The sequence below is a fragment of the Micromonospora sp. NPDC049274 genome (assembly GCF_040678875.1).
GTDB lineage: Bacteria > Actinomycetota > Actinomycetes > Mycobacteriales > Micromonosporaceae > Micromonospora.
The window spans coordinates 76,490-91,962 of sequence record NZ_JBFAQS010000016.1; the positions used below are offsets into that span (position 1 = coordinate 76,490).

The window sequence follows — 15,473 nt, forward strand, 5'->3', positions numbered from 1 at the left end:
GCTCACTCGTACCGCAGTTGACACCGGCGACAGTCGCCCAGGGTAAGGCGGGAACGCCAGAAATGCCCCCGCACCGGCGTCGGTCGACGTCCCTCGGCGGGTCGGTGGTCGGCGTCCCTCGGCGGGCGGCGGTGTCGGTCGACGTCCCTCGGCGGGGCGGGGGTGTCGGTCGGCGGGTCGGCGGTCGGCGTCCCTCGGCGGGTCGGCGGTCGGCCTCCCTCGCCGGCGCCGGCGGTGCCGGTCGGCGTCCCTCGCCGGTCGGCGGCGGCGCCGCCGGCCACTGCGATGGCACTCCCTGACAGCCATGCCGTCGCTGCGGGCCAGTGTGACCGGGCTCGCGTCGTTCGGGACGGTCAACGCCGCCCGGTGTTCCCTAACGTCGACACCATGACGGTCAACGGAGACACGTTCGAACGGTCCGCCCAGAGCGACCGGGCCTCCGACGACGAATGGGCAATCCAGGGCGGTCAGACCGCCGAGACAGGCCCATTTGTCTACGTCTCCTCGGGCGCGATCGCCGTGCGCTGATGTGGGGCGTGTCGCCGCTGCCGGCGTCCGGACGGCTGCGCACCCTCTCCCTCGCCACGCTGGCGAACACCGTCGGCTCGGGACTGTGGCTGACCGGCGCGGCCCTCTACCTCACCCGGGACGTGGGGCTCTCCGCCGCGCAGGTGGGCGCCGGGCTCAGCGTCGCCGGGCTGGTCGGTCTGAGCGCCAGCGTGCCGCTCGGCAGCCTCGCCGACCGGCGCGACCCACGTACGCTGCGGGCCGTTCTGCAGGTGCTCCAGGCGGTGGTCGCGGCCATGTACCTGATCGTCGGCTCGTTCCCGGTGTTCCTGGCCGTCGCGGTGCTCGAACTCCTGCTGGCCTCCGGTAACCTCGCGGTCCGCGCCGCGCTGGTCGCCGCAGTCGCGGGCCCGCAGGGGCGGGTGCACGCCTTCGCCACGCTACGGGCGGTGGCCAACCTGGGCATCGCGGTCGGGTCGGGTCTGGCGGGGTTCGCGCTGGCAGCCGACTCGCACCTGGCGTACCAGATCCTGGTGGCCGGCAACGCGGTCACCTATCTCGTGTCGGCGGCGCTGCTGCTACGGCTGCCGGCGTTCCCCCCCACCGCGCAGCCCACGCCCGCGCCACCCTCAGCCGCGCGGGCCCAGACCACGCAAGCCACGACCGCGCAGCTCACGACCGCGCCGGCCCCGACGGCCGCTGCCCGTCGTGGGCGGCCTCTGCGTGACTGTCGTTTCCTCGCGGTGAGTGGCGCGTCGGCGGTACTCGCCCTCCACCAGACGGTACTGACGCTTGTGGTGCCCCTCTGGGCGGTGACGCAGGTCGGAGCGCCCCCGCCCGTCGTGGCGGCGGTGCTGCTGACCAACACGCTGCTCACCGTGCTGCTGGCGGTGCGGCTGAGCCGGGGCGCGGACACCGCGGCCCCGGCGGCTCGGACGATGCGCCGGGCCGGGGTGGTGCTGGCCGCCGCGATGCTGCTGTACGCGGCCACCGCCAGCCTGCCCACCACGGCGGCTGTCGCACTGCTGCTGGTCGCCACCGGCGTCTACACCGTCGGCGACCTGTGGCACGGCGCAGGCGGAGCGGGACTCGCCTACGACCTCGCTGCGCCAGACGCGGTCGGCGCCTACCAGGGTGCGGACGGCATGATCGCCGGTCTGGCCCGCGCCGCCGGCCCGGCACTGTTGACACTTGTCGTCCTCGACGGCGGGGTGCCCGGCTGGCTGGCCGTCGGCGGGATCTTCGCCGTGGTGGGCCTGGCCAGCCCCGCGCTCACCCGGTGGGCCCTGGCCGACCGCCCCGCGACGCCAAGCCTGAGCGGCCGGTGAGCGAAAGCCAGCCGCCCCGCGTCGCCGAGCCTGAGCGGCCGGTGAGCGAAAGCCAGCCGCCCCGCGTCGCCCAACCGAATCGGCCGGTGAGCGAAAGCCAGCCGCCCCGCGTCGCCCAACCGAATCGGCCGGTGAGCGAAGGCCAGCCGCCCCGCAATCCGGGCCTGACCGCCCGGTGAACCTCAGCCACCCGGCGAGACCGGGCCGGACTGCCATGAGCAGTGCTCAGCTGCCTTGCTACGCCGGTCCTCATGACGAGCCGGTGGACGGTGGCCGGCCGCTCCTGCGATGGGCAGGACCGGCCGGCCAACGCCGTCCGGGACCGTCAGCCGATCTCCTCGTCGACGAAGCACCAGCGCCAGTCCTCGCCCGGCTGGGCCGAGCGGATCACCGGGTGGCTGGTGGCCGCGAAGTGCTTGCTCGCGTGCTGGTTCGGCGACGAGTCGCAGCAGCCCACCTGCCCGCAGCTCAGACAGGTGCGCAGGTGCACCCAGTAGGTGTTGCCGATGGCCACGCAGTCGGCGCACTCGTCGGGGGTGCGCGGTTCGGCGGTGCCCGCCTCGGTCAGGTGCTGACAGCTCACTGCTCGACCTCCTGCCGCAGCAACGACTCTTCCAGGTCCAGGTCACGATAGGCCCGCACCAGCACCTCCTCAGGAATGCGACCGGAGTCCCGGGCGGCCCGGAACACGTCCCGCTCGGCGTCGATCATCTGTTGTCGGAGCCGACCGTACGCCTGCGACGGGGTTTCCCGCTCGTTCCCACCGAGCCGTTCCCACGCCATGTTGGTGCGGTCCTCCACCACCCGGCGCAGCCGGTCCACCACCGGCGGGGGTGCCCCCTCGGCCAGCTCCTCCAGCCGATCCCGTGCGGCCCTGCTGGCCTGCTGCTGCACCCCTGCGGCCGACAGCGCGTCCTGCACCGGGTCGTCCTGGGGCAGCTTCAGGCGGCGGGCCACCAACGGCAGCGTCGCGCCCTGACCGACCAGGGTGACAACGATCACCGCGAAGGCCAACCAGATGAACAGGGCCCGGGGGTACGGCTCGTCGTCGGCCAGGGTCAGCGGCAGGGCCAGGGCGGCGGCGAGCGTCACCACGCCCCGCATCCCGGCCCACCCGATGATGACCGGGAACTTCGGCGACGGGGCGGGGTCGCGGCGGCGGATCCGGGGAACCAGCCGAGCCAGGTAGGTGGCCGGGAAGAGCCAGACGAAACGGGTCAGGAAGACGGTGGCGAGCACCGCGACGGTGATGACGACGAGCGAGCCGGCCGGCTCGTCGAGGTCGCGCACCACCTCCCGCAGTTGCAACCCGACCAGCAGGAACACCAGCCCCTCCAGCAGGAACCGGACCAGCCGCCAGAACGCGCCAACCTGCAACCGCGAGGCCGCCGAGAGCAGTTGGGACAGCTTGTGGCCGAGCGCCAGCCCGGTGACCACCACCGCGACCACGCCGGAGGAGTGCACCGCCTCGGCGGCGAACACCACCGCGAACGGGATGATCAACGACAGGGCGTTGTCCAGCAGCGGGTCGGTGATCCGTCGGTGCAGGAAGCCGAAGACCACCGCGCCGAGCGCGCCGATCAGGATGCCGCCGCCGGTGGCCCGCAGCACCTGGAGGCTGACGTCCGTGGCGCCGACCGCCGAGCCGGCGGTGGCCATGGTGGCGACCCGCAGCAGCACCAGCGCGGTGGCGTCGTTGACCAGGCTCTCCCCCTCCAGGATGGTGACCACCCGGCGGGGCAGTCCGACCCGACGCGCGACAGCCGTGGCGGCCACCGCGTCCGGTGGCGCGACCACCGCGCCGAGGGCCAGGCAGATCGCGAACGGCACCTGCGGTAGCAGCAGGTGCAGCACGAACCCGACCACGAACGCGGTGAAGAGCACCAGGCCGACCGCGAGCAACAGGATGGGACGAATGTTGTTCTTGAACGCCGGCACCGACGTCTCCAGCGCGGCGACGTAGAGCAGCGGCGGCAGAATACCGACAAGCACCAACTCCGGGTCGAGCTCGACGTGCGGGACGCCGGGCACGAAGGAGAGCGCCAGGCCGAGCACGACCAGCACGATCGGCGCGAGCAGGCCGAGCCGGCGGGCGAGCGCGGCGCCGAGGGTGGCGATCGCCAGGAAGACGACGACCGGAAACAGGCTTTCCATGGGGTACGAGCCTAGGGGTGCGACAGACCGGGTCCTGATCAGCCGGTCGGTCGCAGCTTCGGCAGCACCTCGGCGCCGAACGCGTCGATGAACCCGCGCTGCTCCTGCCCCACGTGGTGCAGGGCGATCTGGTCGAAGCCGAGCGCCGCGTACTCCTCCAGCCAGCCGACGTGCCGGCCCAGGTCGGCCGAGACGTTCACCACCTGGGCGATCCGCTCGCGCGGCACGTCGGCCGAGACCACGTCGAAGTGCTCGACGGTCTCCAGGTCCCAGCAGACCGGAGGAGCGAAGACGTTGCTGCGCCACTGGTCGTACGCGAGCGCCTCGGCCTGCGCCTGCTCCGGCGCCCAGGAGACGTGCACCTGCAGGTGCAGTGGCCCGCGCCCACCGGCGTCCCGGTACGCGTCGATCATCTCGCGCAGGTGCGCCAGCGGGGCGTTCACGGTGATCAGCCCGTCGGCCCACTCGGCGCACCACCGGGCGGTGGCGACGCTGACGGCGGCGCCGACAAGCGCGGGCGGCTCCTCGGGGCGGGTCCACAGCCGGGCCCGGTCCACCCGGACCAGGCCGTCGTGGCTGACCTCCTCCCCGGCCAGCAGCGCCCGGATCACGTCCACGCACTCGCGCAGCCGGGCGGCGCGAACGTCCTTGCGCGGCCACACGTCGCCGGTGATGTGCTCGTTGCTGGCCTCGCCGGTGCCCAGCGCCGCCCAGAACCGGCCCGGGTACATCGCGCCGAGGGTGCCGATCGCCTGCGCGATGATCGCCGGGTGGTAACGCTGTCCGGGGGCGTTGACGACGCCGAACGACATGCCGGTGGCCTGCAACGCGGCACCCAGCCAGGACCAGGCGAAGCCGGACTCACCCTGCCGGGCGCTCCACGGGGAGAAGTGGTCGGAGCACATGGCGGCGTCGAAGCCGGCCCGCTCGGCGTGCACCACCGCCTCCAGCAGCGCGCGGGGAGGGATCTGCTCGTGGGAGGCGTGGAATCCGAACGACGTCATGGGCGCACTTCCTACCCATGACGTCGTCCGCTGATGCGTACCGCTTCGGAAGCTATTCGGCGTGCGCGCCGGCGCCGGCGGAGGCCGCGCCCTCACCCACCCAGACCGTCTTGATGTTGCAGAACTCCCGCATGCCCAGTTCGGACAGTTCCCGGCCGTAGCCGGAGTTCTTCACGCCGCCGAACGGCAGTTCCGGGTAGGAGGTGGTCATCCCGTTGACGAAGACGTTGCCGGCGTCCAGGTCGGTGGCGAAGCGCTCCTGCTCGGCCGTGTCCCGGGTCCAGGCGTTGGAGCCGAGCCCGAAGCTGGTGCCGTTGGCGACCTCGATCGCCTCCTCGTATGAGGACACCCGGTACAGGCCGGCGACCGGGCCGAAGACCTCCTCGGACCACATCCGCATCTCGGGCGTCAGGTCGGTGACCACCGTCGGTGGGTAGAACCACCCGTCGCCGCTCGGCAGCTCGCCGCCGCAGAGCACTGTCGCGCCCCTGTCCGCCGCGTCGCGCACCTGGGCGTGCACCTCGTCGCGACCCCGTTCGCTGGCCAACGGGCCCACGTCGGTGTCCGGGTCCATCGGGTCGCCGACGCGCAGCGCGGCCATGTTCGCGGCGAACTTCTCGGCGAACGCGTCGAAGACGTCGGTGTGCACGATGAACCGCTTCGCGGCGATGCAGGACTGGCCGTTGTTCTGGCAGCGGGCGGTGGTGGCCACCTCGGCGGCCCGGTCCACGTCGGCCGAGGGCATCACCACGAACGGGTCGCTGCCGCCCAGCTCCAGCACTGTCCTCTTCAACTCCCGGCCGGCGATCTGGGCGATGGAACGCCCGGCCGCCTCACTGCCGGTGAGGGTGGCGGCGCGTACCCGGGGGTCGGCGAGGATCCGCTCGACGGCGTCGGAGCCGACCAGCAGTGTGGTGAACGCCCCCTCGGGGAAGCCGGCGCGACGGAACACGTCCTCCAGCAGCAGCGCGGTCTGCGGCACGTTCGAGGCGTGCTTGAGCAGGCCGGTGTTGCCGGCCATCAGCGCCGGGGCGGCGAAGCGCATCACCTGCCAGAGCGGGAAGTTCCACGGCATCACCGCGAGCACCACGCCGATGGGCTGGTAGCGGATGAAGGCGCGGGTCGCCTTGACGGCGGCGGCGTCGGCCGGCTGGTCGGCGAGGAACCCCGGCGCCCGCTCGGCGTAGAAGCGGGCCGCCGCGGCGCACTTGGTCACCTCGGCCTGCGCCGCGACGTACGTCTTGCCCATCTCCGTGGTCATGATCCGGGCGATCTCGTCGCGCTCGGCGTCCAGCAGGTCGGCGGCGGCGTTCATCCACCGGGCGCGCTCGTCGACGGTCGTTCCCCGCAACTGTCGGTACGCGAGGTCGGCGCGCTCGATGGCGGCGTCGAGCTGCTCGGTGGACATCGCCTCATAGGTCTTGAGTACCTGTCCGGTAACGGGGTTGGTGGTGGCGATGTGGGGCATCTCGTCCTCCTGTCACTCGAACAGCGAGTGTCGTACGCCTGGCTCCTCGCGGCGGCGAGCGGCGCGGCGGCGCTGGATCACGACCAGATCGACCACGGCGACCACCGCGAGGATCGCGCAGAGCACGCCGAGCCAGGCGAGCCCGGCCCAGAACGCCAGCACCGCGAACACCACCATGATCACCAACCCGAAACTGGCGAGGGTGAGCCGAAGGTTCAGCGCGCTGTACGCGTGGCCGACCGTGCCACGGGCGCGCCGGGGCTGCGATCTCGTCATACCTCCTGATCTACCCGCGATCGGCGTCGTTAACCGGTAGCCATCGCTCGCGCGGGCGGCGGTTATAGCACTCCGGTGGCACCTTTGACGGCACTCGGCCGCATACCCGACAGCAACTTCCCGCCGCACCACATCCAGCGCATAGAGTTACCGCGCTGTCGCTCTGTGCTGCGAGACGGGGGATGCCATGCCTCGACGGTGGGTCGCCGCCCTGGCCTGTCTCGCCGCGCTTGTCGCGTTGGCCTGCGAGGGCGGCACGTCGGCCTCCCCCCGCCCCACGAAGAGCTCGCCGTCGTCCGGTGGGCCCGGCGGCATCGCCGCCCTCGGCGACTCGATCAGCACCGGCTTCGCCTCCTGCCTCGTGCTCACCTCCTGCGAGCGCAACTCCTGGTCGACAGGGGACGGCCTGCGGGTGCAGAGCCACTACCGCCGGCTGCTGGAGCAGAATTCCGCGATCCGCGGTCGGACGTACAACCACGCCAAGCCCGGCGCCCGCGCCGACGCGCTCGAAGGCCAGGCCCAGGCAGCGGTACGCGACCGCGCCGACTACGTCACCGTGCTGATCGGCGCCAACGACATCTGCCGGGGCGGCGTGGACGCGATGACCCCGGTAACCCAGTTCCGGGCCGACGTCGACAGGGGTCTACGGGTGCTGCGCAGCGGCCGACCGAAGGCTCGGGTGCTGGTGGTGAGCATCCCCGACCTCTACCGGCTGTGGGAGGTCGGGCACGGCGACTCGCGCGCGGCACGCGCCTGGCGGCGAGGCATCTGCCCGGCCCTGTTGGCCAACGCGACGTCGATGGCCCCCGCCGACAAGGCGCGCCGGGCCGCCGTCCGGGACCGCATCGACGCGTACAACGCGCAGTTGGTGGCGGCCTGCCGGGCGTACGGCTCACGGTGCCGGCACGACGGCGGCGCCGCGCACAAGGTCCGGTTCACCCTGGACCTGCTCAACCCGCTGGACTGGTTCCACCCCAACGCCACGGGTCAGGGCCGGCTGGCCGAGGTGACCTGGCGCTCCTCGGGCCTGGCCGACTGAACCGCCCCTCTCGGGGGCCGGTTCACGGGCGGCGGGGCTCCGGGACGCCGGCGCCGCGCTGGCGGTAGAGCGCCCGGGAGCGCTCGGCGAGATCCTTCGTGGCGGACGAGTTGGCCCAGGTGCCCAGCACGATCGCCGCACCCGGCACGATCTTGGCGACGAGTCGCTTGGCCGCCCGCACGCCGGCCATCTGGGCCAGCCGCACGCCGAGCTGCAACATGACCCGGCCGAGCGGACGCTGGCCACCCAGGCCGAAGAGCGCGTCGGCGCGTTCCCGCCCGGCGGCCACCCCGAGCGCCAGCCGGGCGCTCTCGGCGACCTTGTGCACCCGCTGGAGCACGAGCAGGTCGGTGGCCCGGTCGCTGTGCAGCGGGTCGACGTCGTACGCGGCGGCGATGTGCAACACCATGCGCGCCTGGGTCCAGGCCAGCACGCCGACGTCGAGGACGGCACCGGGCAGCCCGGCGGCGCCGGAGACCGCTCCGGACAGCCGAGCGAGGTTGACGAACTTGCGGGCCGCCTGGTCGGCCAGGACGTCGGACGAGACACCGGGGTGTTCGCTGCGGGCCCGGTCGGCCCACTGGGCGGCCTCCGGCCCGAGCCGGCGCACCGCCTCCAGGGCGAGGTGCTCCGGGGCGTACTGCGGATCGTCGCGCATCCGGTCCCAGAGTCGGGCCGGCGGCCCCTCGGGGGCGGCCGCCGGCGCGACCGGCAGGTCGGCCGACGGCTCGGGCGTGGGGGCGGCGGGTTGACCGCCGACGGGCGGGGTGTCGGTCACCGGGTCTCCCCAGGGGTGGGTACGGGTAGGACGGCCGGTGGCGCGGTCAGCGACGGCGGTTGGACAGCCGCGCCGCCAACCCCTTGAGCTTCTGCTGGTTGTCGGGTTTGGCCAGCTCGCGCCGACCCCGGTCCACCAACTGCTGACCCTTCGGCGATCTCAGGAACGTGCTGATCCGCTGCATCAAAGACATAACGTCCTCCTGTCGGTGGTCCCTCAGTCATGTGTACCCCGAACCCGCAACGGATGTACCCGGGACGCGACAGGCTCAACCCTTACCGTCCACAGTGGTCGGTAGGCTACCGCCCGGCCGGCACGATGGCGTCGACGACCCGGGTGGCCCGCCACTCGTGCTGCTGGTAGTGCTCGGGGTACGCGGAGACCTGCACCGCCTGCGCGGCGTCGGTGAGCCGCATCTGCTGCCAGCCGGGCACCTGCTCCAGGGCGGTGAGGAACTGCCGGGTGGCGAACTCGGGGTCCATCAGCCGGCCGACCGGACCCCAGCCGCTGCTGGAGCGCTGCTGGAACAGCCCGACCGAGTCGTGGTCCCAGCCGACGCCCTGGTGCGGGTAGTCCTGCGACTCCGGCAGGACACCGCTGGCGACGTTGTAGAGGTTGCTCTCCTGCATCGCGGTCGCCACCGCGATGACCAGACCACGGCGTGGGACGCCCATCTTGCGTCCGGCGCGGACGATCGCCTCGGCGTTCTCCATCTGGTCGTCGTCGAGTCCGGCGACCGGCGCCGGGTCGGTCGGCCGCGCCGGGACGACCTTGCGGGCACGCGCTGTGGTGTCCGGGTCGGCGGAGGTCGCGGAGGCGGACGGGCTGGCGGAGGGCGTGGCGGCGCGGTCGAGCGAGCGGGACGCGCGCTGCTGCTCGGCCCGCTGCGCCAGCTCGGCGCTGCTGTCGACAGGCGTCGCCGCGCCAGCGGTCTCACCGTGCACCTGTGCGACGGCGGCCAGACCGAGGCAGCACACCACGCCGGTGGCGAGGGCCACCTGGGCCCGGCGTCGACCGGTCAGGTCGCGGGCGTACGCCCGAAGCCGACTCGCGGCGGTTGTCCGTTCGGCTGAGGTGCCTTCCTCCGTTCCGGTAGTGGGGCTGCTCGGGGCGTACGGGTCGTCGAGGGTGCCGTCGTCACGCATCAGCCGAGGCTAGACAGACGGAAACCCCGATCACGCACAGTGATCACGTGGTCCTCACCACAGAATCGGGGTCCTCGGGTGGACGAGCGGGACGGCTCGACCCGCCCGGGGAACGGACCTCGCGTACCGGAGAAAACCGGCGCGGCACGTGGGCCGGCACGGACGGCGACAGGGACGGACATCGGGCCGCGCGGACCGACATGATCGACAAACTCGGCCTTTGGGCCGAACCGCCCATCGACCGAACGGCGTAATCGGCTGGTTCGTCCGATCACGCCCACCCGTTGGCCGACGGATCGCCCGACGCAGGAATGCACCAGGATGGCGGGTACGTTTCCCGAATCGGGTGGCGTCCATCGCGTCGCCATCCGAACAGGCACATTCCAGGGAGGTCCGCACCGGTGCTCGACCCACACGAGCTCTATCAGCTCACCGACGATCTGCCCGACCTCGGGCAACCGGTCCTGGTCCAGGCCCTGACCGGGTTCGTGGACGCCGGCAACGCCAGCCGGCTGGCCCGCGAGCAGTTGCTCACCTCGCTCGAGGGCCGGCCGATCGCCACCTTCGACGTGGACCAGCTCTTCGACTACCGCTCCCGGCGACCGGTCATGACCTTCGTCGAGGACCACTGGGAGAGCTTCGACGCCCCCAAGCTGGAGCTGCACCTCCTGCACGACGACGACGAGACGCCCTTCCTGCTGCTCACCGGCCCCGAGCCGGACCTGCAGTGGGAGCGGTTCACCGCCGCCGTGGCGGGGCTCGCCGCCCGCCTGGACGTCCGGCTCACCGTCGGGCTCAACTCGATCCCGATGGCGGTGCCCCACACCCGGCCGACAGGCGTCACCGCCCACGCCACCCGTCCGGAGCTGATCAGCGGGTACGAGCCCTGGCTGCAACGGGTCCAGGTGCCCGGCAGCGTCGGTCACCTGCTGGAGTTCCGCCTCGGCGAGCAGGGCCGCGACGCGCTCGGGTTCGCCGCGCACGTCCCGCACTACGTGGCGCAGACCGAATACCCGGCCGCGGCCGAGGTGCTGTTGAGCGCGGTGTCCCGCAGCACGGGGCTGCTGCTGCCCGGCGACGGCCTGCGCTCGGCCGCCGAGGTGGTCCGGGTCGAGATCGACAGGCAGGTCGCCCAGACCGAGGACGCCGCCGCCCTGGTCCAGGCCCTGGAGGAGCAGTACGACGCGTTCGCCAGGGGTCGCGGGGAGCGGAACCTGCTCGCCCCCGACGCCGGTCCGCTGCCCACCGCAGACGAGCTCGGCGCGGAGCTGGAACGGTTCCTGGCCGAACAGACCCGTCCCGGCGACACCCCGGGCAGCTGACCCGGCGACACGGGCGCGGATGCGGCAGGGTGGAGGCATGCGCCTGGCTACCTGGAACGTGAACTCGGTGAAGGCCCGGCTGCCCCGGCTGTTGGAGTGGCTGGCCGGCACCGGGCCCGACGTCGTCTGCCTGCAGGAGACGAAGTGCCCGGACGGCGCCTTCCCGGTGGCCGAGGTGGGCGAGCTGGGCTACTCCGTGGCCAGCCACAGCGACGGCCGCTGGAACGGGGTGGCGATCCTGTCCCGGGTCGGCCTGGACGACGTCCGCGTGGGGTTCGCGGGTGAGCCGGGCTTCCCCGCGCCGGAGGCCCGCGCGATCTCCGCCACCTGCGCCGGGCTGCGGGTCTGGTCGGTGTACGTGCCCAACGGCCGGACGCCTGACGACCCGCACTACGCGTACAAGCTGGCCTGGTTCGCGGCGCTGCGCGACGCGCTGGAAGCGGAGCTGGCCGGCGGCCTGCCGCTGGCCGTCTGCGGCGACTTCAACGTCGCCCCGACCGACGCGGACGTCTGGGACCCGGCGGTCTTCACCCACTCCACGCACGTCACCCCGGCCGAGCGGGCAGCCCTGGCCGCACTGCGCGACCTCGGGCTCGCCGACGTGGTGCCCACCCCGATGAAGGGGCCACACCCGTTCACCTACTGGGACTACCGGGCCGGGATGTTCCACCAGAACAAGGGCATGCGGATCGACCTGGTGTACGCCTCCGCGCCGTTCACCCGGGCGGTCCGCTCGGCGTACGTGGACCGGGAGGCCCGCAAGGGCAAGGGCCCCTCCGATCACGCCCCGATCGTCATCGACGCGGACCTCGTCCCGACGGTCGAGGCGTTCTGAGCCGGCCGCCGCTGCGTTCTGAGCCGACCGTCGCTGGCTAGGGTGGACAGATGGCAGTCGTGAAGATCAACGCAATCGACGTTCCGCCGGACGCCGGCGCCGAGCTGGAGAAGCGGTTCGCAGCGCGGGCCGGCGCGGTGCAGAACTCCCCCGGCTTCCTCGGCTTCGAACTGCTCCGGCCGGTGGCCGGAGAGACCCGCTACTTCGTCTACACCAGGTGGGAGAGCGAGGAGGCGTACCAGGCCTGGGCCTCCGGCCCGTCGCGCGAGGCCCACGCCGCCGCCCCCGGCGACAAGCCCCGCCCACCGGTCTCCACCGGCGCGAGCCTGCTGGAGTTCGAGGTGGCGCTGCAGGTGCCCCAGCCCTAGCGGCCCCTTGCCGGGGGCGGTCCAGGCCCGTTGGGCGCATCGAGGCGGGTGTGGAGCGGTGGCCAACGCCTTGATCGTGCTCGATCCTGGATCTAGTCCCCTCCCCGCGCTGCGGAGGCCACTACATCCTGATTCGAGCACGATCTTGACCAGCCCGACTCGGCGGGATGGGTCGCGCCCTGTTTATTGGGCTCAGGCAGCCCAAAAGACGGTGCATTGGCCGCCCCGAGCGGCGACGTCGAAGAAGGCGACCAGAGCCTCATAGTCGTCGACAAGGACGAGCTGGATGTCCCGAAACCTCTCATCCGACATACGCACCTGCTCAGCCTCCTCGGGAGATAGTGGCTGCAGATAGCGAGGCGAATCGGGATCGAGATTGACCAAGGCTCCCGCCTTTGCCTCGAGCACCTGCCGCAGGTGGGGTTTGAGAATGTCGAACGGGCTCTGACGCAGGTGCAGGGCCGCCTGAGCAACCTCTTCGGCCGTCAAGCATCGAGAGTCGCCCTCCGCGCCCCAGGCGGTGCTCTCATCGGGATAGGGCGATCCGGCTGCGATGGGGTTGATCGGAAAGTGCGCGGCATCCATCAGGGCAGACAGTCGCTCCCACATCGAGTCCAGGTCCAGCCTGCTCGCATTGGGGCAGGTGGTGAGCTGATGGTATGCCTCGAGGGGAGTCTCGCGGAGCCGCGCCAACGTCTCGGGGTCGAGCCGCACGAAGTCACCAAGCATGCCCACCGAACATCACCTTTCGCGGACCTTCGCCAACGTGTCGTGCGGTTATTTCAGCCAGGATCCTCCGCCAGAGGAGAACCCCCGACGGGAGCAGGTTGGCGCTGATAACGTCCGTCGTAGCGCGCCGGCAGGATCACAGCCGTCGGCCATCCAACACCATTGCCCTGCCCGGCATGGTGTCGGCACCGGCAAGCCAGAGAATCGGGAGGAATTCCGGCCCATGTTCGACGGGTTCGAGGAATTCGACATCACCACGTCCGGCGCGACGATCCATGGACGCCGGGGCGGGAGCGGGCCACCCGTTCTGCTCCTGCACGGCATTCCCGAGACGCACCTCATGTGGCACCGGGTGGCGCCCCGACTCGCCGAGCACTTCACCGTCGTGGCCACCGACCTGCGGGGTTGGGGTGACAGCGGCACACCACCGAGCACCGCCGACCACGAGCCGTACGGCATGCGCGCCATCGCCCGCGACCAGGTCGAGGTGATGCGCAGCCTGGGTCACGACCGGTTCCACCTGGTCGGCCACGACCGTGGCGCCCGCTGCGCGTACCGTCTCGCGCTCGACGCGCCGGACGTCGTGACCCGGCTGGCCGTCATGGACGTCGTGCCCATCGGGGACGTCTACGACCGCGCCAATCAGGCGTTCAGCCTCTCCTACTGGGTCTGGTCCTTCCTGGCGGCGCCCGCGCCGGTGCCCGAGCGGTTCATCGCCGCCGCGCCCGAGGTGCTCGTCGACTTCATGCTCGACACCTGGCCGACGGTGAAGGACGCGTTCCCGGCCGAGGTCCGGGCCGCGTACGTCACGCAGTTCCGCGACCCCGCCACCGCCCACGCGATCTGCGAGGAGTTCCGCGCGGCGGCGACGCTGGACTACCAGCAGGACGAGGCGGATCGTGGCAGCCGGAAGATCGCCTGTCCGCTGCTGTTCCTCTGGAGCCAGGAGGGTCAGGTAGCGAAGCTCTACGACGACCCGGTCGCGATCTGGCGGCAGTGGGCCGACGACGTGCGGGGCGCGCCCGTCCCGGTCGGGCACTTCATCCCGGAAGAGGCCCCCGACGAGACCACCCGCCACCTGCTGGACTTTCTGCGCTGACTGCGGCCCGCACTGGTTGATCCACTCGGGTTCGGCGGAACCGGGGTGTCCGGAGCAATCTGATGCCGCGACTTCACTGATCCCGAGTCGATCAAGCGCCAGCGGGCGAGCGGACTCGGCTCAGGGCTTGCGCGACGACCGGAGGGTGGCGAAGGCGATCACGTTGTCGGCGTAGCCGGTGCGACCGCCGATGAACTGGCCACCGCAGGTGATCAGGCGCAGCCCGGCGGGGCCGTCGTGGCCGTAGATCCGCTCGGCGGGCAGCCGGTCCTTCGGAAAGTGCTCGACGGTGTCGACAGTGAAGACCACCGTCGACCGGTCCGCCCGAGCCACCTCGATCAGGTCCCCGGGCTTGAGTTTGCCCAGGTCGTAGAAGACCGACGGGCCACTCTTGGTGTCCACGTGCCCGACGATGACCGCCGGGCCGGGCTCGCCGGGTGTGGGCCCGCGGTCGTACCAGCCGGTCTCGTTGTGCCGTTCCAGCGGCGGTACGGCGATCGAGCCGTCCCGCGCCTGCCCGACGGGCGCCACCGGCGCCTCCACCTTGATCGCCGGGACGGTGAGCCGCACCGGGCGACTGGCCGACAGCCCGACCGTCTCGCTGCGAGCCGGGCGGTCACCGCCGGCCGGGGCCCAGTCGAACGGGCCGACCGAGCGGCCCAGCCCCGCCCCGGTAGCGAAGACCCCCAGCAGCACCAGCACCACGGCCAGCGGCACGGACCAGGGGCTACGGCCGGATGGACGGCTGCGCCGAGGAGCGACGGCGGTCGCCGGACGGTTGGCCACCGCTGGTTGGTCGGCGGAGGCGCGCGAATCACGGACCGGCGGGCGGGAGCCGGCGGGCGGTGGAGTCGGGCGGAAGATCTCCATGGCGGGCTCAGCGGCGCGTGACGCCATGGACGGTACGTGGCCGACGCAGTGCCACCACGGCGAGGATCAGCCCGGTGATGGTCAGTGCCGCACCGCCGGGCAGCAGCAACTTGCCGGTCGTCCACCCGGCACCGCCACCGAAGCCGGTGGCCGGACCTCGGCTGGGCTGGGCCGGCACCTTCTTGACCACCTGGAGCATTGTCGACGCGGTCTCGCCGTCGCGGCACTCCAACTTGACCCGGTAGTTGCCGGGGCGGGTGCGCTCGCGCACCATCGGCGCGGCGGTGAGCACGCCCCGCTGCGGTTGCACGCCGACGGCGCCGAACGCGTCGGAGACGACTGTGGCGCCCACCGAGTTGTCCTGACAGCTGGCCCGGATGCCGACCAGGTAGCCAGGCTGCACAGTGCTGGGGCTGACCTCGACGAAGACGTCCACCGCCGGAGCGGGCTGGGGCGCGGATTGTGCGGGAGTGGCGGCCAGCAGGGGGCCGGCGAGCACTGTCACCACCGACAGGGTCACGCCGCCGCGGGTCAGTGCCACGATGCCCCCT

Annotated in this window: 18 protein-coding genes; 7 read left to right on the forward strand and 11 right to left on the reverse strand. The window is 72.2% G+C overall.

Annotated features, from left to right (window positions below):
• Positions 1 to 387 precede the first annotated feature (387 nt).
• The gene (locus AB0K10_RS25875) at positions 388 to 528 is read left to right on the forward strand and encodes a hypothetical protein (protein ID WP_363687545.1); all 141 of its coding nucleotides are present in this window, start codon (positions 388 to 390) and stop codon (positions 526 to 528) included.
• Positions 528 to 1,835, forward strand: a complete 1,308-nt coding sequence (locus AB0K10_RS25880) for an MFS transporter (protein ID WP_363687547.1) — start codon at positions 528 to 530, stop codon at positions 1,833 to 1,835. The genes AB0K10_RS25875 and AB0K10_RS25880 overlap by 1 nt, the downstream gene beginning before the upstream one ends.
• A gap of 325 nt (positions 1,836 to 2,160) precedes the next feature.
• On the opposite strand, the gene AB0K10_RS25885 is transcribed toward AB0K10_RS25880, so the two are convergent.
• From AB0K10_RS25885 to AB0K10_RS25905, 5 genes are read right to left on the reverse strand one after another with little or no spacing between them, the layout of a single operon-like run.
• Positions 2,161 to 2,418, reverse strand: coding sequence for a UBP-type zinc finger domain-containing protein (locus tag AB0K10_RS25885; RefSeq protein WP_007458001.1), 258 nt, complete (start codon positions 2,416 to 2,418; stop codon positions 2,161 to 2,163).
• Positions 2,415 to 3,989 carry a Na+/H+ antiporter gene (locus AB0K10_RS25890; RefSeq protein ID WP_363687549.1) on the reverse strand — a complete coding sequence of 525 codons (1,575 nt, stop codon included), beginning with the start codon at positions 3,987 to 3,989 and terminating at the stop codon, positions 2,415 to 2,417. Before AB0K10_RS25890 ends, AB0K10_RS25885 begins: the two co-directional genes overlap by 4 nt.
• A 38-nt stretch (positions 3,990 to 4,027) precedes the next feature.
• Positions 4,028 to 4,993, reverse strand: a complete 966-nt coding sequence (locus tag AB0K10_RS25895) for a TIGR03885 family FMN-dependent LLM class oxidoreductase (RefSeq protein ID WP_363687551.1) — start codon at positions 4,991 to 4,993, stop codon at positions 4,028 to 4,030.
• Between the two features lie 52 nt (positions 4,994 to 5,045).
• On the reverse strand, positions 5,046 to 6,461 hold the full coding sequence (locus AB0K10_RS25900) for an NADP-dependent succinic semialdehyde dehydrogenase (RefSeq protein ID WP_363687553.1): 1,416 nt from the start codon (positions 6,459 to 6,461) through the stop codon (positions 5,046 to 5,048).
• Between the two features lie 12 nt (positions 6,462 to 6,473).
• Positions 6,474 to 6,737 (reverse strand): DUF6343 family protein, encoded by a 264-nt coding sequence (locus tag AB0K10_RS25905; RefSeq protein WP_363687555.1) that lies wholly within the window; start codon positions 6,735 to 6,737, stop codon positions 6,474 to 6,476.
• Positions 6,738 to 6,924: 187 nt separating this feature from the next.
• Here AB0K10_RS25905 and AB0K10_RS25910 point away from each other — a divergent pair, with 187 nt between their 5' ends.
• Positions 6,925 to 7,776 carry a GDSL-type esterase/lipase family protein gene (locus AB0K10_RS25910; protein WP_363687557.1) on the forward strand — a complete coding sequence of 284 codons (852 nt, stop codon included), beginning with the start codon at positions 6,925 to 6,927 and terminating at the stop codon, positions 7,774 to 7,776.
• Between the two features lie 22 nt (positions 7,777 to 7,798).
• Here AB0K10_RS25910 and AB0K10_RS25915 read toward each other — a convergent pair whose 3' ends face one another.
• The 3 genes from AB0K10_RS25915 to AB0K10_RS25925 all read right to left on the reverse strand — a co-directional run bounded on the left by AB0K10_RS25915 (position 7,799) and on the right by AB0K10_RS25925 (position 9,699).
• Positions 7,799 to 8,554, reverse strand: coding sequence for an EcsC family protein (locus tag AB0K10_RS25915; RefSeq protein ID WP_363687559.1), 756 nt, complete (start codon positions 8,552 to 8,554; stop codon positions 7,799 to 7,801).
• A gap of 46 nt (positions 8,555 to 8,600) precedes the next feature.
• On the reverse strand, positions 8,601 to 8,747 hold the full coding sequence (locus tag AB0K10_RS25920) for a hypothetical protein (RefSeq protein ID WP_007457988.1): 147 nt from the start codon (positions 8,745 to 8,747) through the stop codon (positions 8,601 to 8,603).
• Positions 8,748 to 8,853: 106 nt separating this feature from the next.
• Positions 8,854 to 9,699 (reverse strand): peptidase M23, encoded by an 846-nt coding sequence (locus AB0K10_RS25925; RefSeq protein WP_363687561.1) that lies wholly within the window; start codon positions 9,697 to 9,699, stop codon positions 8,854 to 8,856.
• Between the two features lie 401 nt (positions 9,700 to 10,100).
• Here AB0K10_RS25925 and AB0K10_RS25930 point away from each other — a divergent pair, with 401 nt between their 5' ends.
• From AB0K10_RS25930 to AB0K10_RS25940, 3 genes are read left to right on the forward strand one after another with little or no spacing between them, the layout of a single operon-like run.
• Positions 10,101 to 11,021, forward strand: coding sequence for a PAC2 family protein (locus AB0K10_RS25930; protein ID WP_358104605.1), 921 nt, complete (start codon positions 10,101 to 10,103; stop codon positions 11,019 to 11,021).
• A 37-nt stretch (positions 11,022 to 11,058) separates the two neighbouring features.
• A complete protein-coding gene (locus AB0K10_RS25935; RefSeq protein WP_363687564.1) occupies positions 11,059 to 11,856 on the forward strand; it encodes an exodeoxyribonuclease III in 798 nt (265 codons plus the stop codon).
• A gap of 50 nt (positions 11,857 to 11,906) precedes the next feature.
• Positions 11,907 to 12,224, forward strand: coding sequence for an antibiotic biosynthesis monooxygenase (locus tag AB0K10_RS25940; RefSeq protein ID WP_363687566.1), 318 nt, complete (start codon positions 11,907 to 11,909; stop codon positions 12,222 to 12,224).
• 192 nt (positions 12,225 to 12,416) lie between these two features.
• Here the strand turns inward: AB0K10_RS25940 and AB0K10_RS25945 are convergent, their stop codons facing one another.
• Entirely contained in the window at positions 12,417 to 12,953 is a 537-nt protein-coding gene (locus AB0K10_RS25945; protein ID WP_363687685.1) for a DUF1877 family protein, read from the reverse strand.
• Positions 12,954 to 13,176: 223 nt separating this feature from the next.
• Between AB0K10_RS25945 and AB0K10_RS25950 the strand changes: the two genes are divergently transcribed.
• Complete coding sequence (locus tag AB0K10_RS25950) at positions 13,177 to 14,052, forward strand: alpha/beta hydrolase (RefSeq protein WP_363687568.1); 876 nt, start codon at positions 13,177 to 13,179, stop codon at positions 14,050 to 14,052.
• 120 nt (positions 14,053 to 14,172) lie between these two features.
• On the opposite strand, the gene AB0K10_RS25955 is transcribed toward AB0K10_RS25950, so the two are convergent.
• On the reverse strand, positions 14,173 to 14,949 hold the full coding sequence (locus tag AB0K10_RS25955; RefSeq protein ID WP_363687570.1) for a class F sortase: 777 nt from the start codon (positions 14,947 to 14,949) through the stop codon (positions 14,173 to 14,175).
• Positions 14,930 to 15,466, reverse strand: coding sequence for a hypothetical protein (locus tag AB0K10_RS25960; protein ID WP_363687687.1), 537 nt, complete (start codon positions 15,464 to 15,466; stop codon positions 14,930 to 14,932). The genes AB0K10_RS25955 and AB0K10_RS25960 overlap by 20 nt, the downstream gene beginning before the upstream one ends.
• Positions 15,467 to 15,473 lie beyond the last annotated feature (7 nt).